The sequence below is a fragment of the Salegentibacter profundi genome (assembly GCF_054121475.1).
Genome location: NZ_JBSYGG010000005.1, coordinates 150,873 through 172,947, shown reverse-complemented (window position 1 = coordinate 172,947; position 22,075 = coordinate 150,873). Strand labels below are relative to the sequence as shown.

Sequence of the window (22,075 nt, the reverse complement as noted above, 5' to 3'; positions counted from 1 at the left end):
CTTTACCCCGATTTTATTTTTTTTTCTTAAAATGTAACTTTTACGTACTCAATGGGTTACTAAAATTCCTGCTCTGAGCCCTGTTTTTATAGCCAAACAGTGTTGTTTTTTATTTAGATTGATTCTACATTTGCCCTAATTTAAAACAAGTCTAAATAAAAACAATTTTATAAAATGAAACATATCGTCTTTCTATGGGCCCTATTGGTAGCAGGATTTTCGAGTTACGCACAAGAGGAAAAAGCAAGCCTACAGGGATTAATTACAAATAAAGAGAATGAACCAATCCCGTTTGTAAACGTGATCCTGGAGGATGCTGGCAGTGGGACTACCTCAAATATTGATGGGTTTTATCAGTTACAGGATTTAAAACCGGGTACTTATCAGGTTACTTTTTCAGCAATTGGGTATAAAACGCTAACTAAAGAAATAGATTTACCTGAAGGAAACATTAAGAAAATAGATATAAGTTTAAAAACGGACCAGCAGGATCTTGGAGAAATAATAATCACTTCCAACCGTTCCCGGGAAACCCTGGATGAAGTTCCTTCTTCCGTATCCATTCTGACAGCTAAAGAAATAGAGAGACAAAATAGAACGAGCAATTCTGTTGCAGCTTTGTTAACTGAAATTCCGGGGATATCCCTAAGTACCAATAAAACCAGCAATACGGGTCAAACCTTACGGGGAAGAAATATGCTCGTACTTATCGATGGAATTCCGCAATCGACTCCATTAAGAAGCGGGGGTCGCGATATAAATACTATTGACCCAAATACCATTGAACGTATTGAAGTAATCAAGGGAGCTACAGCTATTTATGGGAATGGTGCCGATGGCGGGATAATTAATTATATCACGAAAAAGCCCGATACCACTGGAAAGGTAAAAAGTGTTACGGAAATGAGTACCCAGGGTTCTTTGGTCAACATAGAACATACTGTAGGTTCTAAAATTTCGCAAACTTTTTCTGGAGGTACTAAGCAACTAGGATATGTATTTTCCGGGAACTTTCAGCAAACTGGAATTTTTAGAGATGCTAAGGGGGAGGTTGTGTCTCCAACATATGGGTTAGGGGAAACCAATCAGTATAGCCTTTTTGGAAAAATGAACTACAAGTTGGCTCCTGATCATTCAGTAGAACTGATGTATAATTATTTTAGCAGTAATCAGGATACCGAGTATGTTAATCAAAATGGAGTCTATGGCCAGCGGCCGGCAATCGGTGTAATTGGTGAGGTGCTCGGAGTTGATCAGGGAAACCGATATAATCATAATGCACAACTTACCTATGATGCTACTGATCTTATTGGCAATACCGACCTTAACCTGAATTTATACATGCAGGATTTTCAAACAGTATATGGTTTCAGTGACTATTTTTATAATGCTGAAGAAGGATTTGAGGGAGGCCAGTCTACAGTAGAATCGACTAAAAAAGGACTCCGTCTTAATCTAAAATCTCCTTATGCGTTAGGGAATGAGATTACCGGGGATTTATTATACGGATTCGACTTGCTTAATGACAAGACTTCTCAAAAATTAATAGACGGAAGAATTTGGGCCCCTGAAATGGATATGACTAACCTTGCGCCTTACGCACAACTTAAAACGCTATACCGGGATTTTGTACTTAAGGCAGGACTTCGCTTTGAAAATATTAATATTCAGGTGCCAGATTACAGTACCATCTACATATATCCGTATGCTCAGGAAACACCTAATGGAGGTGTGAGTGTCGATGGTGGGGAAATATCCTATGATGCCACCACCTATAACATTGGCCTTAGGTATAATGGCCTTAAGGTTTTTAAACCCTTTGTGAGTTTTTCCCAGAGCTTCTCGATAGCAGATCTTGGCCGAACCCTTAGAACGGCTACAGAGAATACCGTAAGTCTCATCTCTTCGGAAGCGGTGATCGCCAATAATTACGAAGTTGGGTTTAATAGTAATTTAGGGGCTACCCGTTTAAGTGGAGCCTACTTTATAAGTACTTCAGATCTCGGTGCAACTTATCGTGAAGTAGAGGGTATTTTTCAGATTGCACGTCAACCGGAGAAGGTATATGGATTTGAACTGGCTATAGATACCCGTTTTACTTCCGACCTAAGTTTCGGTAGTTCTGTGTCCTATACTGAAGGTAAATTGGATTCGGCAAATAATGGAGACTATGATACTTATATGAACGGCGATCGGATACCTCCTTTGAAAACAGTAACTTACCTGGGTTATGACATTAATCCCAAATGGAATGCAAGGTTGTCTCACGTATACAGTGGCAATAGGGACCATTTCGAACCCGATGCAAATGGCAATTATACCTATGGGAAAGGTCCGGTAGAAAGTTTTAATTTGGTAAACCTTACCAGTACGTACCATTTAACGGAAAATACGACACTTGGTTTGGGAATTGAAAACCTATTAAATGAAGATTATTATAATCTTATTTCTCAATGGAGTGCACGGGATTCCAACTATATTAAAGCCAACGGAACCCGCTTTAATCTATCTCTTAAACTGGCCCTTTAATTATATGCTGCAGCCATCTTTTGATGGCTGCAGTTTTATCGGTTTTAATGAATAACAGAAAATTACTAAAATATCATTCCTGGTTCGGGCTTATTGCCGGACTTTTCCTATTAATAATGGGAATATCGGGCAGTATCCTGGTATTTCATAAACAAATCGATTCCTGGATTTTTAAGAATCAGTATCAGGAAAATTATAGTGGGCCGCAGCAACTGGATCAGGCCATAAAAAATGTGCAAAAAAACTATCCGGGTTGGGATACCCGGGTCAAGCAATTTAACCCGGGAAAAGTATTAATTTTTGATTTGCGTAATCAAAAACAACGAGCCTATCTTTTTGTGCATCCGGTCTCGGGAAAGATCTTAAAAGAAGTAGATACCAGTAAACACTTTACTTCCTGGCTTTTAAAGTTGCATTATTCCCTGCATTTAGGAGTTATAGGTCGAATTATAGTGTTATTAATAGGGATCCTATTTTTTCTTTCTTTACTAACTGGTATTATTCTTTACAGAAAATCTATTTGGAAGGTTCTCGCTTTTAGCGTTCGGCTTAATCATCACAAGAAAAGAAGTATGTATTCCTCGCTTCACCGGTATATAGGCGTTTGGGCGCTTTTGCTAAATCTGGTTTTGGTTATAACCGGAATTGTTCTTGCCTATACTGTGGCTAAAGCTGGCCTTAATCCTCTGCCGGCACCATCAGGACCGTCAATAGAAATTTCAATGAATGAAAGTCTTAAGGAAATAGAAATGGACTATCCTCGTTTTACACCCACCTATATTCGTCTTCCTTTAAGACAAGATGGAGATATTACGGTGTTTGGACGATTTTCTCAGGATCCTTTTTTTTACAGCGAATTCTATAACTATATCCGTTTGGACCATCGTACCGCTGAAATTACTTCCGTAAAGAAAGTGAGGCAATCCTCTTTTTCTGAAAAACTTGCCAGTACAGTAATGCCATTGCATTATGCCGAATTTGGAGGATTAACCGTGAAAATCCTTTATTCCTTCATAGGGCTTTCCGGACCTTTTCTCTCTATTACCGGTTTTCTAATCTGGTTGAAAGGAAGAAGGAGAAATTCAAGGAGAAAAGGAAGCCGAATTAACACCAGGAAACAATAGGGTTTGGATTAATTCCGTACCTGGAACAGTAAACAAACAGTTGGGTAATTAGGTTTTTTAATAATTTAGTTCAAAAAACTAAAATGCTACCTACTTGGAAATAATTTTTATCTTCGCCGGCTTGAATTTTAGAACTTTTTGAGATTATAAAGGGGTTAAATCCTCCTTTTACTATCAATTAAACAACCAAAAAATGAAAAGAAACCTACTTTTTTTTACCGTTTTACTTCTGAACTTCGGTGTGGGCCGAGCCCAGGATAACACTGAACAACTCGAAGAAGTAACATTAACTGCAGGCCGTATCGATCTGTCGTTTTCCAAGAATTCAAGAACAATTAAGATCATTTCTTCAGAAGAAATAAAAAACAGCGGAGCGAATAATCTTGCCGATCTCCTTCAGCAAGTCACAGGCGTGGATATTCGGCGCAGAGGGGTTGGCGGAGCACAGGCGGACCTTTACATACGCGGGGGGAGCTTTGATCAAACTTTGCTTCTAATAGACGGGATTAAAGTGGAAGATGCCCAAACCGGTCATCATACTCTCAATCTGGCTTTACCAATGGAAGTTATCGAACGAATAGAAATAATTAAAGGCCCAGCGGCTCGTGTATACGGCCAAAATGCTTTTACAGGTGCCGTTAATATTGTTACAAAGGATGCCGTAAATAATGGAGTTTCCCTTGAGCTTGAAGGTGGTTCCTATTCTCAAAAAAACGCTTCATTAACCGTAAGTAGCAACCTGGAAAAATCCTCTCATATTGTAAATTACTCCCGACAACTTTCAGACGGTTATCGTTATAACACGGATTATGATAATCAACAGTACTTTATAAAAAGCAAATTCAAGTCTGAAAGTTTACCTATTGAAATGATCGCAGCTTTTGCCGACCGTAAATTTGGCGCTAACGGTTTTTATGCATCCCCTGAGGCTACTGATCAGTATGAAGAAACCCAGGCTAGCCTGCTTGGTTTTTCCAGTTTAATAGAAAAAGGTAATCTAAGCCTGAAACCTAGGATTTACTGGCGAAGAAATGAAGATGAATATATTTATTTACGACAGGATCCTTCGGTATACCGAAATTTGCATATCAGTAATAAAGTAGGGGCAGAATTAAATGCTTCCTATGTTTCCGGCCTCGGGGTCACTGGATTTGGCGTTGATATGGCCAAGGTTTTTCTTTCCAGTAATAATCTGGGGGATAGAGAACGCTTCATGACCACTGTGTTTTTGGAGCATCAGTTTAGTTTATTAAGTGATAGGCTTGACATCACCCCGGGGGTAGCTGTCAATTATTTTTCTGATTTCAAATTTCACGCCTTCCCTGGAGTTGATATAGGTTATCAGGTGGCAAATAATTGGCGAGCCTACGGGAATATGGGGTACACCTATAGAATACCTACTTACACCGATCTTTATTATGCCTCCCCTAACACTATTGGTAATGCAGATCTTGAACCGGAAGAAGCTATTTCAGAAGAAATAGGTCTGAAATATATAGCACCCCATTTGCAGTTTTCTGTGGCCTTATTCAATCGAGATGCACGAAACCTAATAGATTATGTAAAGGAGAATGAAGACGATCTCTGGCAGGCAAGAAATGTGCGGGATGTTAACTCAAAAGGGGTAGAGGCTAATTTGACTTATGCCTACACCATTAAAAATTACCAGCAAAGCATGGATTTTGGATATACCTATCTGAGCGATGAAGTAAAAGATCTTTCTCTTGATTTCTCCCAATACTCCATTAATTCGCTCAAGCATCATTTTACTGCGGCATACACCTCGCAGTTTATTAAGAATCTTAATCACACTATTATATATAGTTATGCCGAGCGTACCATGGGTGATTCTTACAGTGTTGTAGATCTTAACATTAGCTTAAGCCTGGAAGAATTTGAAATTTATGCTATGGCCAATAATATTTTCAATACTGAGTATACTGAAACCAATCTGGTGCCAATGCCTAAAGGGAATATGCTTTTTGGAATCAGATATAATTTTAAATAATTAAAAAATTTTAGTTTCAACTGGAAGAAATTAAATTGATATTTCTATTGATATAAAAAGGTTTGCTGCATTGGCAAACCTTTTTATATAGAGCAAGGAAAAAAGTTTAATTCCAGCTTATTCAAAAAGGCTACCTAAAAAAAAATACAATTTTCACTGGATATTCAGTGTACTTATAACCCTCCTTGCTACTGTTGATCATTCTTTCTGTATAGGTTAACCTGCAAGTTTGTTTTTAAGGAAAGTAACGCAGGCTCTGGTTTTATAAAATAATTAATCAGAAATTAAGATTGATCCCGGTTTTGTTTTTTACTGAATTTAACCAGGAGGTAGAGGGCAGCTCCTCCAACGGAGCAGGCTAAAACAGCGATAATAATTAAGAGATAATCCAAAATTTTTGATTTCAAATTCCTTAACCGGTGGGTTTAACAATTAGAAAGCTGATGCTGACACCCCAAATTTATACACTATTAAATAGCGACATAAGGATCACTGCGTTAAATGAATTGTAAAAATTTAACCTAGAATGTAGTTGATCCGAAAAAGAAGGTGTTTTGTCTATAAAAGGGGGGCAAGGCCTTTTCAAGGAAATTGATCGGATGTAATTTCAGAATTAAAAAACGGACTTAGGTTTTTCAGGTTCAGCAATTTTTTGTAATCCTCGCGTTCCAGAAATTTTTCGTTAAAACTAATTACCTGAGGGTAGGAAAGTGCTTTTTCCCTATCTGCAGGACATACCGAGGAGGTCAGCATAACTACAAAAATATTCTTATTTGCGTATAGGGTATTGATTTGCTCTAATACTTCCCAACCCCCCATTATGGGCATATTTATATCCAAAAAAATAAGTATGGATTCCCTCTTTTGAATTATTTCTTGCAAATAACTCATTAACTCTTTGCCATTCCAAAAGGTTTTAAGGGGAGAATCAACCAGTTTAACCAATTGTCTTTTTTGTAACTCAGTAATAAGGTGATCGTCTTCGGCAATCAGTATTTCTAAGGAGGTTGTTTTGGTCATTTAACCGAAAGTTTATAAACCAGCAGGTAAATCTGAAGGCCTGTAAAGGTATAAAACCAAAGGGCTTAAAATTAATATTATAAGAAAAAATATAAAATAACTGATCAGGATCATCCCTGGGGGAGGTTTTACTTCAAAATCGTAGAGAATCGCTGCAGTCTCCTGGCCTTTTTAACGCTTTCTTGGCTAATAATAAGAGAGGTAAAATATATATTAGATAGGGCTATACTTAATATTTCAAAGCTTTTATTTTTGAAAAAATACATTCAAAATATCAACTGGTGTCTGATTGGCTTTTCTATTTTTTTTCTTCTTGGATGTGGAAAGGATCTGGAAAAGGAAGGGATGATGTTGCCTGGAAATTTCCAAAGGAATGAGAAGCCTGTTATCAGCCTTGTTACAGACAGTGGTACTGAAGTTTATAGTCCCTCTTATCACCTGGATTCAATAAAAGACCATTCTCATCTTGAAGCCCTTTTTCAAGATTATTCTGCGATACAAAAAGAAATAATTTATAGTCTTAACAGAATAGACCCACAACGCATCGTACCTGGTTTAATACTCATTTTGCCAGACAGCATTTCTGAGCGTTTCTTCGATTATAGTCCCTTTCCCGAAAATCTGGAACTTCTGGAATCCCTGCCGAAGGCCCTCCTGGTCAGTCAGAGAGTACAGGCTTTCGCAATATATGAAAATGGAGCCTTATGTCGTTGGGGACCGGTAAGCTCAGGAAAACAATCAACACCAACTCCAAATGGTCTCCATTATGCAAATTATAAAGCGAAAAGGAAAATAAGTACGGTGAACGCTTCCTGGATTATGCCTTATTATTTTAATTTTATGAATTTTGAAGGCCTGGCTTTACACCAGTATACCTTACCTGGGTTTCCAGCTAGCCACTCCTGTGTCAGGCTTTTCATGGAAGATGCAAAGTATATATATTACTGGGCAGATATGTGGCAGTTAAGCGGGGACCAAATAAAGAGAAATGGAACACCCATTATGATTTTTGGAAGCTATGATTTCATTGCGCCGGTGCCCTGGCTTGAACTAGCTGAAGATCCAAGGTCAAATTTTATCAATAGGGAAGAACTCGATACTATAAAAAATTACATTCAGCGTTTTCAGGCTGATTCCCTAAATTTTATAAAGGCGATTTCTTTGGAAAAGCAAGTTTTGCTTTAAATTAATACCAGATCATTATGGGTTTTTATAAATTAGTACGCATAACACTTTTATTATGAAAAAAATTTTCAGCCTAGTTTTGCTCCTGAGTATGGTAATGCTTTCCCCGGGGGACCTGTTTGCTCAGGAAACAAAGATTATGATCAGGGCGCTGGCCAATGATGCTAAGTTCATAGGAACTTCTATGGGCGGAGCTAGAATCATTGTAAAGGATGTCGAAACCGGTAGCATACTGGATGAAGGTCTTACCACAGGAAGTACGGGAGATACTGAGGCGATTCTACTCTCACCCGCTAAACGATATAAGGAAATTACCACTGCCCAAACTGCTGGGTACCTAGCTAGCCTGAACGTAAAAAAACCAACCTTTGTGAGTATAGAAGCTCAGGGTCCCATGAATAAAAAACAGGCTAAAGTATTAGCTTCAACCCAATTGTGGGTAATTCCCGGAAAAGACATCACAGGGGATGGAATCATTTTGAAAATCCCCGGTTTTGTGATAGATATTCTTTCACCTCAAACCCATGAAACCATTAGTGCTGAAACCGAGGTAGAAATTAAGGCGAATATAGTGATGATGTGCGGATGTCCGGTAACCCAAGGAGGTACTTGGGATGCCTCTGGTTATGAGATAAAAGCTCTTATTTCCTCGCAAGGGGAGGAGCAAAAGGAAATCAATTTAAATCCAACCGATAAAGAGAGTACTTTTTCTCATACTCTTAAACTCGAAAAAGGGGAGTATGAAATTACCGTGTATGCTTATGATCCAAAAACCGGAAATACAGGTCTGGATAAGGTAAATATCCTTGTGAATTAGCTCAAATTTTAATTATATAGCAAGCCTAGCTCCTCGATGGTTTTTAAAACTCCATTTTCATTGTTGCTATAACGGGTTATATAATTACTTACCTGCTTGATCTCAGGATGAGCATTTTTCATTGCGAAGCTGTATTTGGCGTTTTTCATCATTTCCAGGTCATTTAGGTAATCCCCGAACACCATGGTCTCCTCCGGGCTAATATTCAATTCCCGTTGTATATCCTTTATGGCATTTCCCTTATTGGCATCCAAGGCCGTTATATCGATAAAAACCTTTGCTGCAATGGCAACTTTAAACCTGTCGGTATAGTTTACAAAATGAGGGTAGGTATGTTCTTCCACTCCCTTATCATTACATAGGGTCACTTTTAAAATGACGTCGTTGACCTTGGTAAGGTCATCAACTGGTTTTAAGCGTTGGTAAAACTGAGAAATATGTGCGATAAAATCCTCGTCTTCTGTTTCCACATAGGCGGATTCTTTTCCACAGAGCACCAATTTGGTGTCTTCCAGTTTTCGGCCCATTTCGATAAAACCAATAGCATCCTGATGATTTAAAGGGTTGACATATAACTCCTTGCCCTTGTGTGAAACGAAAGTTCCATTTTCCGCAAAAAACATGATCCTGTCTTTAATGGGCTCGAAGTTGGTTTCAAGGTTGTAGAATTGCCTGCCGCTGGCCACGGAAAACATAATACCCTTCTGCGTAAGCTTTTTTTCTATTTCCCAGAAATCAGGATGGATTTCGTGCTGATCATTCAGCAATGTTCCATCCATATCTGTCACGATTAGTTTTATATTCTTTTGGCCCTTAAGTGTTTCCATAGTTTAATCCGATTCAGCATCAAACCTACAAATATAGGGTATCAATGGCCTTCTGGTGTTAATTCTGTATCAAATTTGTTTATACAGGTATTAATGCCAAAATATATGCTTTGGACTTTTTCTATTAAGACTTTCTGAAAAAGAGGTCTTAACCTAAAATAAGATGGCGTCTACAATCCCTCCTACAACAGCCAAAATTATAGCTAACCAAAGTGAAGGAAGAAAACCAACAGTTTTAAACCCCGTGCTGAATTTATCAGCGATTTCAATGATTATTGCGTAGGCAATTACCCGGGTAATAAAGCCTAGACCCAGGAAATAAAATATACCGAGGGTGGCTACATTAAGTATGGCGGTGAGTACCCAACTTAGTAAGAAGCTAAGTATTCCAATAATCAGGGCTACAATAATTGCCGTTTTAAAACCTTTGAGTGTTACTTTGGGCATCATTTGAGCTGCAGCAAGCAGTACTAAAGCATCAATGATAATATGGACGAGCCATTGAAACATTGCAGTTGGGTTATCAGGTTAGTCCTATTAAAGGTACAAAAAAACCGTAAAAAAAATTAAAATATTATAGCCTCTCATCCAGGGTGGTGGGTTCTTTTTTTAAGAGCACTTCATAGAGCGCCTTGAAATTAGCCAGTAGTTCCCGGCGTTCTATTTTATTGGTAGTTTTGTATTCATGACTTCGCGCGGCATATCCGGTATAGGGAAGGCCTAGGCCTTTGGCGATAAAAATAGTACGGGGTAAATGGAATTTTTGTGTCACCACAATAGCGTCCTCGATTCCAAATAGTGCATTGGACCGATACATACTGTCATAAGTGTCAAGGCCGGCATGGTCAAGAAGAATTTTGTCTTTAGGAATTCCCCGGTTCATAAGATAATTTCCCATGGCATTTACCTCATTGTAATCTTCAGTGCTGTGGTCACCGGTGACCAGGAAGCGATTTACTTTTTTAGTTCTATATAATTCAATGGCAGTATCGACCCGGTCTTTTAGAATTGGGGATAGTTGCCCATCTGAGTGAACGCTCGCCCCAAGAACTATAACAGTCTCTGATGAGGGAACCAGGGACATGTCTTCAAAAATAAGGTGTTGGGTATCTCTTTCAATATAAGCTTTAAGCCCCAGAACAATCAAAATGGCAATAATTAAGAAAAGTACTGAGGTGAGAATTACCTTTTTGATTTGTTTCATTTTCTCCTGCTGTTATACTGGATAAATATAGTTTATATTATTTACCTATAGTTTTATTTTATTCCTTAACGTTTACCGGGCTTACAACATTGTTTACCTTTGCCTGAAAATACAAGGACAGTATATGGGCAATATAAAAGCACTGGAATGGCGATATGCTACCAAAAAATTTGATGCTGAAAAAGAATTAACCACGGAGAAAATTGAAGTTCTTAAAAAGGCTTTTAATCTAACTGCGACCTCATATGGTCTACAGCCTTTAAGGTTGGTGATTGTTAAGAATAAAAAGCTCCAAGAGCAGTTACAAGCTTTTTCATTTAACCAGAAACAGGTAGGAACGGCTTCTCATGTGTTAATTATATGTATCGAAAAGAAAGTTGGGAAAGAATTTATTGAAAACTATTTTAAATTGGTAAAGCATGTGAGGGAGACCCCAGAGGAGATTCTGGAACCTTTCAAAGAATTTTTAATAGAAGATTTTGAGGGGAAAGCTTCTGCCGAGATTACACAGTGGGCTATAAACCAGGCTTATTTAAGCCTTGGCAACTTACTTACGATTTGTGCAGTAGAAGAGATTGATGCCTGTCCCATGGAAGGTTTTCAGCCTGAAGAATATGATAAATTATTAGATCTTGGGCAACGCAACCTGAGATCCGTACTGGTCCTCCCTGTAGGCTATCGTGCAGCTGATGATATGTTCTCAAACTTCAAGAAAGTGCGCAGACCCCTGGAAGAGGTGATTATTGAAATCGATTAATAATTTACATATCTGGTGATTTCCAGGCCATACCCAATCATTCCTACCCTTTTGGTTTGCTGTGAATTGGATAACAATTTAAATTTATGAATTTCCAGGTCATGTAGTATCTGGGCGCCTATTCCAAAATCCTTATTGTCCATATGAATGGGGGGTGCTTTTGTTTCACCTTGTTTCTGAAGGTCTTTAAGTTCAGAGAGCCTATTGAGAAGGTTTAAAGATTGGCTGGCGGGATTGATAAAAACAATTGCTCCACGGCCTTCTTCATTAATTGCCCGGAACATACTATCTAATTTTTTATCGGCATTATTGGTTAAGGTTCCCAGGATATCATTGTTAATTAGCGTCGAATTAACGCGAACCAGGACCTCTTCATCAGGACTCCAGGCACCTTTGCTAAGGGCGATATGAACCTGATTGTTGGTGGTTTGCAGATAGGCTCTTAGTCTGAATTTCCCAAAGCGTGTTTCAATGTCAAAATCCTCTTTTTTCTCTATTAAAGAATCGTGTTGCATTCGGTATGCAATCAGGTCTTCAATGGATACTACCTTTAGATCAAAACGTTGGGCAACTTCCATAAGCTGAGGTAACCTGGCCATGGTGCCATCTTCATTCATGATCTCTACGATCACTCCGGCTGGTTCAAAGCCAGCAAGACGAGCAAAATCAATTGCTGCTTCGGTATGCCCCGTTCTTCTTAAAACCCCGCCTTCCCTGGCTTTGAGGGGAAAAATATGACCTGGTCGATTTAGATCGGTGGCTTTGGTAGATGGATCTATTAGGGATTTTATGGTCTTGGCCCGATCTGCAGCTGAAATTCCAGTAGTCACCCCATGTCCTTTAAGATCTACAGAAATAGTAAAAGCGGTTTCCAGAGGGTCGGTGTTTTTACCAACCATCATTTCAAGTTTTAGGTCCCGACATCGTTCTTCGGTAATCGGTGCACATATTAGCCCGCGTCCGTGGGTGGCCATAAAATTGATCATTTCTGGGGTCACCATTTCAGCAGCCGCAACAAAATCTCCTTCATTTTCACGATCGATATCATCAACAACTATAATGACCTTTCCTGCACGGATATCATCTATGGCGTCTTTGATATTATGCAGTTTAATATTTTGCTGGGTTGAAGTTTTATGCGGCATTTTTGCGGATATTTGGCTGCAAAGATATTTATTCTATTTCGGTTTTCCGGCGCAATAAGCCGGCTTTTTTAAGGCCCTTTTTAAAGGGTTCAATTAAATTATCAAAGACAAAAAGCCCTTGGTCCGTAGTAGCCCTGTATGTGAGGTAAATTCCTAGGGGCAACATAATAAGGGTAGATAGCCAACTAGCAATAAAAGGGCTTATACTACCGTCTTCTGCACTGTTTTTGGCAAAGATCCCAATAAAATGATAGGTAAGGAAAATAAGTATCGCTACGACCATTGGTAAGCCCATTCCTCCCTTTCGTATTATGGCTCCAAGCGGGGCACCCACAAAGAACAGTACGATACATGCAACGGCCAGTACGTATTTTTCGTGCAGCGCGATCTCAAACTTGTTGAGTTGTTTGGTAGCTGTTCTAAATTCGTTCTTTTTTAAGATAATATGAGACATGGCACCGTTTACACTTCCTAATGCGAGATTTACGATTTGGACCGCCTGGTTATTGTCATACTCCTGTAATAGGGAATTTTCAACCACCGTTACGGTATCTGCCGGTTGGAGATTGGTGTTAATGTTGCGCATGCCTGTTCGGTTGAACATACTACGGGAAAACTGCTTGATATTGGTATTATAACTGGTAGAAAAGGAATCAATACTTTGGTTTAATTCTGAAATCTTGAGCATTCCCTGAGTATTACTATAGGATTCGTCTTCCAGGTCAACATTGTTGATCTCCGATAGGTCCAGATTGATGGTGTATTCCCTGAAATGACTTTTGGCAAAAGGCTTATCTCTACGTTTTGAAAGATCTGAGGGCTGAATCTCATCATAGTAATTTCCATCTTTTAAAATAAGGGAAAGCACTTCGGAATCTGTGCTTCCTACAAGCTCTCCTTCTACTGCCTTTATCACAGTGAAATTACCGCTTCTTGCAGTTTTTTGGTGGATGATTACATCATTGAGGTACTGATCATTTGGACCGCTTTTTTCATCGACTTTAATATTGATAGTGCCCACTTCATTAAAAACTCCTTCTGTGATGGCCATGGCCGGTTTAAGTTGTGCGATATTTTTCCGAAGGTTGATGGATTTGAATTCGGCTGCAGGGATCACATTGTTGGCAAAGAAAAAAGCGGTAAGGCTTACCAGAAGAATAAAAAAGGTAAGGCTTCGCATGGCTCTTTGCAGGGAAATCCCAGAGGATTTCATCGCAGCAAACTCATAATTTTCGGCAAAATTCCCGAATGTCATAATAGAGGTAAGCAAAATGGTCAGGGGCAAAACCAGAGGTACTAGTTTTGGAGAAAAATAGAGCAGGAACTTAAAAATAATCTCTGCATCAAGATCTTTACCAGCAAGTTCACCAATGTACAACCAAATAGTTTGGAGTACAAAGATGAACATAAGGATAATAAAAACTGTAAAAAATGTCTTGAGGTAGCTGATTAATATGTACCTGTCTAATATTTTCAATTTAGTCGAGCCTATTTATATAGAATGAATCATAGCGAGTTTCGTCAAAGGTAAAGAGGTTTTGTGAAAGGGGTTGATTGGTTTTGAAACTTTTTACCGTAATGGTGATTTTGGTATCATTATCCTGGGTTTGAATAAGGTTGTAAATGTGCTTGGTCTGACTGTCAATGCCCAGCAGGATGTTTTTTACTTCGGCATCACTGTCTATCGGGGTAAGTTTGATATATTGAATTTGTCTGCCATTTACATTTTGGGTCGCATCCCATTGATAATTATACCCGTCTTCATAGAAGCTAAACATTTTGGAAGGGGTGATGTTGTTCTCGTCCTCTTCCACGTAGGTAGAGATGTTAATTTCCTCATCTTCGGGAATTATGGTGTAAATCTTGTTTCCATCAAATAATTGGGTTGTCCCCATTAGATTAAGAAGGTATTTTTCTCCCTTAATGCTTACATCCCCACGAGTTTCCTGACTAACATTCTCGGCAGTATTCTCCAGGGAATACTTAAAATCGATTACCATATTATCGTAGGCTTTCACTTTTGAGGAAACCTCATTTAATAGCTTTTCAGCTTTTTGTGAATTCTGGGCGCTAAGATTGATGCTCACCAGGGCTGCAATAATAAATACTAACTTTTTCATTACTCTTTTTTAATTGTTTGGTTCTTCATTTAGTAATTGGTCCAGTGCAACGAGATCATTAATTAATACCTGTCGGGCTTTACTTCCTTCAAAAGGTCCCACTATTCCTGCAGCCTCCAGCTGATCTATAATTCGACCTGCACGATTGTAGCCAAGTTTTAATTTACGTTGCAATAAAGAAGCCGAGCCTTGTTGCGCTGTTACGATCACTTCTGCGGCCTCCCGAAAGAGTTTGTCCCTTTCGCTCACATCTATATCAACTCCTGTGCCACTATCTTCGCCTTCATAGGCAGGTAATTGATAAGCATCAGGATAGGCCTTCTGAGAGCCAATGAATTCGGTGATCTTATCGACCTCTGGAGTGTCGACAAAGGCACATTGTAATCGTTTTAATTCATTTCCCTGGGTAAAAAGCATATCTCCCCGGCCAATAAGCTGATCAGCACCCTGGCCATCCAGGATGGTCCTGGAGTCTATTTTCGATGTCACTCTGAAGGCTATTCTTGCAGGGAAATTGGCTTTTATAATTCCCGTGATCACGTTTACCGAGGGACGTTGGGTAGCGATTATTAAATGAATTCCAATAGCCCGGGCTAACTGCGCCAGCCTGGCAATAGGGGCTTCCACTTCTTTTCCGGCCGTCATGATCAGGTCAGCAAATTCATCCACCACCAATACGATATAAGGCAGGAATTTATGTCCGTTTTCCGGATTGAGCTTACGAGCTTTGAATTTGATATTATACTCTTTTATGTTGCGCACCATCGCATCCTTTAGCAGTTCGTACCTGTTGTCCATCTCGATACACATGGAATTCAGGGTGTTGATCACTTTTGTGTTATCGGTTATGATGGCATCTTCAGTATCGGGCAATTTAGCCAGGTAATGGCGCTCTATCTTATTGAAAAGAGTAAGTTCAACTTTTTTCGGATCCACTAGCACAAACTTTACTTCAGCAGGATGTTTGGAATATAACAATGAGGTCAGAATGGCGTTTAAGCCAACCGATTTTCCCTGGCCTGTGGCCCCGGCCATAAGTAAGTGAGGCATTTTTGCTAGGTCTACTACGAAAGTTTCGTTCGAAATGCTTTTTCCCAGAGCCATAGGAAGTTCCATTTCGGCATTTCGGAATTTCGAGGAGGCGATCACCGAGCGCATAGAAACTATGGAAGCATTTTTATTTGGAACTTCGATCCCGATAGTTCCTTTTCCCGGAATTGGCGCAATAATTCTTATTCCAAGAGCAGAAAGAGAAAGCGCGATATCATCTTCCAGGTTCTTGATCTTGGAAATCCTGATACCTGCCTCTGGCACGATCTCATACAGGGTAACAGTAGGTCCTACTGTCGCCTTTATTTGTGCGATCTCTATTTTATAGTTCTTAAGGGTGTCTACGATCCGGTTCTTATTCTCTTCAAGCTCTTCCTGGTCTACGGTGATAGTTCCACCATAATCTTTTAATAATTCCAGAGTAGGGAAGGTGTAGTTGCGAAGTTCCAGGGTGGGATCAAATTCACCAAAATCCTCTACCAATTTTCTGCTCTGTTTATCTTCTTCTACATCTTCCTCAGGTGGGGTTTCAACTTCCATAGCCACTTCATCATAAGAATCGGTTTTTTTCTCCGGAGGAACCGGCGATTCCTTCTTTTTGTCCCTGGATAATTCTGGGTCCAGCTTAACTTCTGAGGTCTGCGGCTCTGGGGTATTTATGGTCTCTTCTTTCCAGTTTAGCTCCTCATCGGTTTCCGAGATTTCATCCTTATTAGTCGAGAACTCACTTTGTAAACTCTTATGTTTTTTACTAATAAAGCCCCCCACCATTTCAGGGGTGATTTTCAACCTAAGGCTAAGATAGGCGATTAACAGGAACAACATTAAAAGCGCTGTACCGAAGAAACCGAGATAATCCTGGAGAAAGTCGTTGGTTTCAAAACCAACCCTTCCTCCTAAAAGTGCATTGCTTTGAGCAAAAAAACCAAAGAAAACTGAAATCCAAAGCATCACTAAAATTCCCCAAAACCAATAACTTCCTAGTTTTAATGACTTGAGATTAAAAAAGAGATATATGCCGCTTATACCAATTAGGCCTGCAAAGACAAAGGAGGCCAGGCCAAAACCCTTATACATAAAAAAGTCACTGACCAATGCACCAAATTTGCTTAGCCAGTTCCTGGCTTCAATATCCCTGTTGCCGAATTCAGAAAGCGTACTTTGATCGGCATGCCAATTGAACAAAAATGAGGTAAAAGCTATGATTAGGGCAATGCCAAATAACATTAAAAAACTCCCTAGAACCACCTTTTGCTGCCTGTTTAATTTGAGAGAGACCTTTTTGCTTTTGTTTGTGGTGTTTTTTTTTGTTTTGGTTTTTTTTCTGGCCATATAAGCATTGAGAGATTTTGGGCAAAAATACAAATTAGATTATCTAATGTACGGAAAAGCTATTTTGTATTTAAAATTAACATTTTCGATATAGGATTAACTCAAAAATTGAAAAAATATGGCCCGGTGGATACGAAATCTTTTATCCAAACTGCATTGATAATATAAATAAACTGAAAATTACTCAGTAATTGGAAAGTGGGAAAAAACACAAGCTAAGTAAATGCAGCCAGGGAGAATCTGCAATATTCTGCTAAAGTGTTAAAGGCTTAATTGATATGGTTCCACCTGTAATTCAGAAAATATAAGGGAAGTAAATAAACGCACCGATAATGGCAGCAATCAAGGCGACAAAGAAAACCCCACCGGCTGCCACATCTTTAATATGACCGATCTTACTGTGGAAGTCTGGATGGACAAAATCTGCCAGGGCTTCTATGGCACTGTTTAGGCCTTCGGCTGCCATCACCACCCCGATGGCTGTAAACTGGAACAGCCATTCGGTTTTAGTGATATCAAAATAGATTCCTGTTATGGTGACAATAACAGCTATTGCAAGCTGGACTTGAATGCTGGCTTCGTGCCGAATTAAAAGCCAGGCTCCTTTTATGGCGTATCCTCCACCTCTAATGCGCTTTCCGAGAAAAGAATCCCGCATTACAGAAGATTTTTAAGTGCCGATAGGTAATCAGGTTCCTCGGAGATCTCGGGCACCTGCTGGCTATGAATAACCTGTCCATCCTCATCCAGTACAATGACCACCCTGGAAAGCAAACCCTCCATTGGGCCATCGATCATTTCAAGTCCGTAATCCTTTCCGAAATTTCTTTCCCGGAAATCTGAAAGATTTATTACGTTTTTTAATCCTTCATCATTTACAAACCTTTTCTGAGCAAATGGTAGATCTCTCGAAATACATAGCACCACGGTATTGTCAAGCTCGGTTGCTTTTTGATTGAAGTTCCTAACTGAAGTAGCACATACCCCGGTATCAATACTTGGAAAAATATTCATAATTACTCTTTTTCCCTTGAAATCCTCTAGGGTAGCCGTTGATAAGTCGGTTTTTAAGAGTTGAAAATGGGGAGCTTTCTCTCCCTTTTCAGGCAGGCTTCCATAGGTGTTAACCCGCTCTCCTTTTAATGTGATCTGTGACATAATATATTTTATTGGTTAAGGAAGATAAATTTAGGATTTATGCGATAGGCTTTTACTAAAATTATCATAAAAACAAAAAGGCCGCTTCTTTCGAAAGCGGCCTGTTTTTAAGGGTTTTTGAGAAAAGTCTATTGGTCTATAGAGCCAATCACCTTCTTCATAAACCCGTTGGCGGCATCCTTTTCATCGGCGCCTCCATCGATCATTTTTTGCACTTCTACAGCTCCACAAAGGTTAGAGACCATTTCCCCGATCACATCCATTTCCTCGTCTTTGACAGCACGATGTTCGGTATAATTTTCCAGAACCTCTATGGCATTTTCAAGCTTTTCCAGCTCGTTATTGCGCTGCAGGTGTCTAATTATTGGTAACTTCATTTACTAAGTCTTTTAAAGGCTCGAATTTATTGGTTTGAACCTGGTTTTTAAAACTTCCGTTTTTAAAAGTCGCGAATGTGGGAAGGTTGTCTACCTTAGCCAGTTTTCTGGACTCCGGAAATTTCTCGGCATCAACCATTAAAAAGGTGGTGTTCTCGTTTTCAGAAGCCAGTTTCTTGAACTTAGGCTTCATCAAACGGCAATTACCACACCATCCGGCCATATACTGGACCACAACGGTGTCATTTTGCTCCACAATCTCGCCCAGGTTATCCTGATCTAATTCCTTTACCATAACAGTGTTTTTCTTTTTTTAATTTAAGCTTAGGTAAGAGGCAACTCCGTCACGGTTGGCGTCCATCGCTTCTTTACCTTCTTCCCAGTTAGCCGGGCAAACCTCACCTTTTTCCTGTACATGAGTATAGGCATCTACCAATCTTAAGAATTCAGCAACGTTTCTACCTAATGGCATATCGTTTACACCTTCATGGAAGATCTTTCCCTCTTCATCAATAAGGTAAGTAGCCCGATAAGTGACGTTGTCACCTTCTAAAGTAAGATCTCCGGTTTCCTCGTCATAAGACTCTCCGGTAATGTCCAGAATACCAAGGCGTGAACTAAGGTTACGGTTACTATCGGCCAGGATAGGGTAAGTTACACCTTCAATACCACCATTATCTTTTGGTGTGTTTAACCAGGCGAAATGTACTTCTGGAGTATCACAAGAAGCTCCAATTACCATAACATTTCTTTTTTCAAATTCATCCAAAGCTTGCTGGAAGGCGTGAAGTTCCGTGGGGCAAACAAAGGTGAAATCTTTAGGGTACCAGAAAAGCAATACTTTTTTGTTGTTTTTCTGAGCTTCTTCAAGAACATTGATCTTGAAAGTATCACCCATTTCATTCATTGCATCTACGCTAAGGTTTGGAAATTTTTTTCCTACTAATGACATATTGTTTTAATTTTTAAAATTTAATTTATTGGTTTTTATTTCTGCGTGCAAATTTAGAGAATGACTTCAAAGTTACTACAGATTCAAATTTTTATTGTTTATCTGATTATAAGTTTTGTTTATGCTTTTAGTGAAAATAAATAGAAAAGCTCTATTCGATTCCTAAGCAGTTTTTTCCTTGAGCTGTTTGATCTTAATTCCAAAAGCTGCAAAAGTCAAGGTCATAAACGGGCTTAAGTAATTAAAGATGGCATAACCGAAATATGAGGCTACGGGGACTCCCAGAACCCCACTGTGATAGGCGCCACAAGTATTCCAGGGAACTAATACTGAGGTTACCGTACCTGAATCCTCAAGGGTCCGGCTTAGATTCTCAGGTGCAAGTCCCTTATCCCTATAGGCTTTTGCAAACATTTTCCCAGGGACCACGATGGCCAGGTATTGGTCGGAGGCCGTAGCATTAAGAGCAAGACAGCTAAACACTGTACTTGCAAAAAGTCCGAAGGTAGTATGGAATAAATTTAGCAAGGCTTTGCTTATGCGTGCAAGAGCGCCAATAGCATCCATTATTCCGCCAAAAACCATTGCACAAATGATTAACCAGATAGTGCCGAGCATCCCGGCCATTCCTCCTGCCGAAAAGAGGTCGTTAAGGTTTTCATTATCGGTTTCCACGGCAGTATCTACCGTAATAGCTTGCATAACTCCTTTATAACCACTTATAAAGGTTAGGTTGTCAGACCCGGCAATTTGTGCGACAATTCCAGGCTGAAAAATCAGTGCAGCTGCGGCTCCCAATAATGTTCCCAGTAAAAGTGCAATAAGTGGGGACACCTTCTTAACGATTAAAAGAATTACCAGCAGGGGGACTACAAAAAGCCATTGAGAGATCGTGAATGAATTTTCGATAGATTTAAGTATCGAGGAAGTATCGGTGATGCCGGATGGTTCGAGGTTTAAGCCAATTATTACAAACACGGTGATGGTCACTAAAATTGTGGGCACGGTAGTAAGGGTCATGTATCGGATATGCGTAAAAAGGTCGGTTCCTGCCATAGCTGGGGCAAGGTTGGTGGTATCGCTCAATGGAGACAATTTATCCCCAAAATATGCCCCAGATAGAATCGCACCTGCGGTCATTCCAACTGAGATTCCCAAAGCTTCCGCGATCCCAATCAAGGCAATACCCACTGTAGCTGAAGTAGTCCAACTACTCCCGGTGGCTACCGAGATTACCGAGCAGATCACCACACAGGCTGCAAGAAATATAGTGGGATTTAAAATTTGTAGCCCGTAATAGATCATGGTAGGGATAATTCCCGAAATAAGCCAGGTTCCAGCCAGGGCTCCAACCATCAGAAGAATAAGGATCGCTCCGGAAGTGCTCTGGATATTAGAGGCTACCTCATCGATCATTTTGTCGTACTTTGTGTTATTGAAGTATCCGACAATGGCCGCAACCGCTCCTCCGAGTAAAAGAATAAATTGATTGGAACCACTAAGGGCGTCATCTCCAAAAACATAAACATTAAAAGCAAGCATCGCTACTAAAGCGAAAACAGGAATTAATGCTTCCCAAATATTTAATTCTCTATTCTCAACAATTTGTTCATCCTGGGGGCTGGTTGATTCGTTTTCCATTAGGGCTTTGGTGTGATAAAACTTCCCAGAGATTATTTTTCCCGGGGAGCGGAGTTAAAATATCGTTTCTGCCCGTAATTTTACGATTTTACTGTAAAACCAACAAGTTTTACATGGGTCTATAATTAAAAACTATAGCCCATTCCAAACTGAATACCCAAACCTGAAAGTTTAAAATGATGATCTTCCTTTTCAAAGGGTACCAATGCAAATTGTTTGTAATTGGGGATGATAAACATCTGGAAGTTTCTGATATAGTGATTTATACCTATTCCGGCACTAAAACCAATACCGGATTGGGAATCAAAACTATTGTCTGAATTCTGAAAATCCATAACCAGTCCAGCATTGGCAAATAAATAATTCAGGAACCTGTAATTAAGTAAAACCGGGATTGAGGTGATTTGAAGTCTTTCTCTTCTGGAAGTTTGTTCGAGCGACGGGGCTGAATGAATTCCGATATCTCCAGTCCAGAATCCAACTCCAGTTTCAAGTCCAAGACCATTGGGTAATCGAAGTATATATCGTAAGCCCAGTTCATAAGCGGTTTCGGGATCATAACTTGAGCCCCCGTCAAGGTTTTGGCTCCCCTCTAACTGGTAAGAAGAAATTCCATAATACCCCCTTAATTCACTTTGGTTCTGGGCTGAGACTGTAAAGGGGTAATTGAGAAGAACAAGGATTAAGCAATATTTTAAGGTCTTCATGATTTGTCGATATTGAATGCAGGAAATGGATTATTTTTATTAAAGATAGGTAACTTAAAATAAAAGACCTCATCGCGCAATAACGATGAGGTCTGTAAGGAATGATTACTCCGGAGATGCCG

The 22,075-nt window shown here is 39.5% G+C and carries 21 protein-coding genes; 6 read left to right on the top strand and 15 right to left on the bottom strand.

Annotation, left to right across the window (positions count from 1 at the left end; all coding sequences use genetic code 11):
• The first annotated feature begins 174 nt into the window (after positions 1-174).
• The 3 genes from ACW6NC_RS09345 to ACW6NC_RS09335 all read left to right on the top strand — a co-directional run bounded on the left by ACW6NC_RS09345 (position 175) and on the right by ACW6NC_RS09335 (position 5,661).
• Positions 175-2,529, top strand: a complete 2,355-nt coding sequence (locus tag ACW6NC_RS09345; protein ID WP_457865479.1) for a TonB-dependent receptor — start codon at positions 175-177, stop codon at positions 2,527-2,529.
• A 47-nt stretch (positions 2,530-2,576) separates the two neighbouring features.
• Positions 2,577-3,653: a PepSY-associated TM helix domain-containing protein gene (locus ACW6NC_RS09340; RefSeq protein ID WP_457865478.1), complete on the top strand. Its 1,077-nt coding sequence runs from the start codon at positions 2,577-2,579 to the stop codon at positions 3,651-3,653.
• A gap of 193 nt (positions 3,654-3,846) precedes the next feature.
• On the top strand, positions 3,847-5,661 hold the full coding sequence (locus ACW6NC_RS09335; protein ID WP_457865477.1) for a TonB-dependent receptor plug domain-containing protein: 1,815 nt from the start codon (positions 3,847-3,849) through the stop codon (positions 5,659-5,661).
• A gap of 582 nt (positions 5,662-6,243) precedes the next feature.
• Here the strand turns inward: ACW6NC_RS09335 and ACW6NC_RS09330 are convergent.
• Entirely contained in the window at positions 6,244-6,681 is a 438-nt protein-coding gene (locus ACW6NC_RS09330) for a response regulator (RefSeq protein ID WP_457865476.1), read from the bottom strand.
• Positions 6,682-6,933: 252 nt separating this feature from the next.
• On the opposite strand from ACW6NC_RS09330, the gene ACW6NC_RS09325 reads away from it, so the two are divergent.
• Positions 6,934-7,866 carry a L,D-transpeptidase gene (locus ACW6NC_RS09325; RefSeq protein ID WP_457865475.1) on the top strand — a complete coding sequence of 311 codons (933 nt, stop codon included), beginning with the start codon at positions 6,934-6,936 and terminating at the stop codon, positions 7,864-7,866.
• A 55-nt stretch (positions 7,867-7,921) separates the two neighbouring features.
• Positions 7,922-8,683, top strand: a complete 762-nt coding sequence (locus ACW6NC_RS09320; protein ID WP_457865474.1) for a hypothetical protein — start codon at positions 7,922-7,924, stop codon at positions 8,681-8,683.
• An 8-nt stretch (positions 8,684-8,691) separates the two neighbouring features.
• Here ACW6NC_RS09320 and ACW6NC_RS09315 read toward each other — a convergent pair whose 3' ends face one another.
• From ACW6NC_RS09315 to ACW6NC_RS09305, 3 genes are all read right to left on the bottom strand, one after another.
• Positions 8,692-9,510: an HAD family hydrolase gene (locus tag ACW6NC_RS09315; protein ID WP_457865473.1), complete on the bottom strand. Its 819-nt coding sequence runs from the start codon at positions 9,508-9,510 to the stop codon at positions 8,692-8,694.
• Positions 9,511-9,663: 153 nt separating this feature from the next.
• Entirely contained in the window at positions 9,664-10,020 is a 357-nt protein-coding gene (locus ACW6NC_RS09310) for a phage holin family protein (RefSeq protein WP_457865471.1), read from the bottom strand.
• A 64-nt stretch (positions 10,021-10,084) separates the two neighbouring features.
• On the bottom strand, positions 10,085-10,714 hold the full coding sequence (locus ACW6NC_RS09305) for a SanA/YdcF family protein (protein WP_457865470.1): 630 nt from the start codon (positions 10,712-10,714) through the stop codon (positions 10,085-10,087).
• 124 nt (positions 10,715-10,838) lie between these two features.
• On the opposite strand from ACW6NC_RS09305, the gene ACW6NC_RS09300 reads away from it, so the two are divergent.
• Positions 10,839-11,471: an NAD(P)H-dependent oxidoreductase gene (locus tag ACW6NC_RS09300; RefSeq protein ID WP_457865468.1), complete on the top strand. Its 633-nt coding sequence runs from the start codon at positions 10,839-10,841 to the stop codon at positions 11,469-11,471.
• Here the strand turns inward: ACW6NC_RS09300 and ribB are convergent.
• From ribB to ACW6NC_RS09245, 11 genes are all read right to left on the bottom strand, one after another.
• Positions 11,468-12,616, bottom strand: a complete 1,149-nt coding sequence (gene ribB / locus ACW6NC_RS09295) for a 3,4-dihydroxy-2-butanone-4-phosphate synthase (protein ID WP_457865466.1) — start codon at positions 12,614-12,616, stop codon at positions 11,468-11,470. The two genes, ACW6NC_RS09300 and ribB, sit on opposite strands and share 4 nt — an antisense overlap.
• Positions 12,617-12,644: 28 nt before the next feature.
• Positions 12,645-14,024 carry an LptF/LptG family permease gene (locus ACW6NC_RS09290; RefSeq protein ID WP_457865464.1) on the bottom strand — a complete coding sequence of 460 codons (1,380 nt, stop codon included), beginning with the start codon at positions 14,022-14,024 and terminating at the stop codon, positions 12,645-12,647.
• A gap of 70 nt (positions 14,025-14,094) precedes the next feature.
• Positions 14,095-14,736, bottom strand: coding sequence for a LolA family protein (locus ACW6NC_RS09285; protein ID WP_457865462.1), 642 nt, complete (start codon positions 14,734-14,736; stop codon positions 14,095-14,097).
• Between the two features lie 9 nt (positions 14,737-14,745).
• The gene (locus ACW6NC_RS09280; RefSeq protein WP_457865460.1) at positions 14,746-17,118 is read right to left on the bottom strand and encodes a DNA translocase FtsK; all 2,373 of its coding nucleotides are present in this window, start codon (positions 17,116-17,118) and stop codon (positions 14,746-14,748) included.
• Positions 17,119-17,413: 295 nt separating this feature from the next.
• Positions 17,414-17,776, bottom strand: a complete 363-nt coding sequence (locus tag ACW6NC_RS09275) for a diacylglycerol kinase (protein ID WP_457865458.1) — start codon at positions 17,774-17,776, stop codon at positions 17,414-17,416.
• Positions 17,776-18,276 carry a thiol peroxidase gene (tpx, locus tag ACW6NC_RS09270; protein ID WP_457865457.1) on the bottom strand — a complete coding sequence of 167 codons (501 nt, stop codon included), beginning with the start codon at positions 18,274-18,276 and terminating at the stop codon, positions 17,776-17,778. Before tpx ends, ACW6NC_RS09275 begins: the two co-directional genes overlap by 1 nt.
• 128 nt (positions 18,277-18,404) lie before the next feature.
• Positions 18,405-18,653 (bottom strand): DUF6952 family protein, encoded by a 249-nt coding sequence (locus tag ACW6NC_RS09265; RefSeq protein ID WP_457865455.1) that lies wholly within the window; start codon positions 18,651-18,653, stop codon positions 18,405-18,407.
• A complete protein-coding gene (locus ACW6NC_RS09260; protein WP_457865453.1) occupies positions 18,634-18,948 on the bottom strand; it encodes a thioredoxin family protein in 315 nt (104 codons plus the stop codon). The genes ACW6NC_RS09265 and ACW6NC_RS09260 overlap by 20 nt, the downstream gene beginning before the upstream one ends.
• A gap of 18 nt (positions 18,949-18,966) precedes the next feature.
• Positions 18,967-19,605, bottom strand: coding sequence for a redoxin domain-containing protein (locus ACW6NC_RS09255; RefSeq protein WP_457865451.1), 639 nt, complete (start codon positions 19,603-19,605; stop codon positions 18,967-18,969).
• A 162-nt stretch (positions 19,606-19,767) separates the two neighbouring features.
• A complete protein-coding gene (gene nhaC / locus ACW6NC_RS09250; protein WP_457865450.1) occupies positions 19,768-21,246 on the bottom strand; it encodes a Na+/H+ antiporter NhaC in 1,479 nt (492 codons plus the stop codon).
• Between the two features lie 125 nt (positions 21,247-21,371).
• A complete protein-coding gene (locus tag ACW6NC_RS09245) occupies positions 21,372-21,953 on the bottom strand; it encodes an outer membrane beta-barrel protein (RefSeq protein WP_457865447.1) in 582 nt (193 codons plus the stop codon).
• Positions 21,954-22,075: the final 122 nt, after the last annotated feature.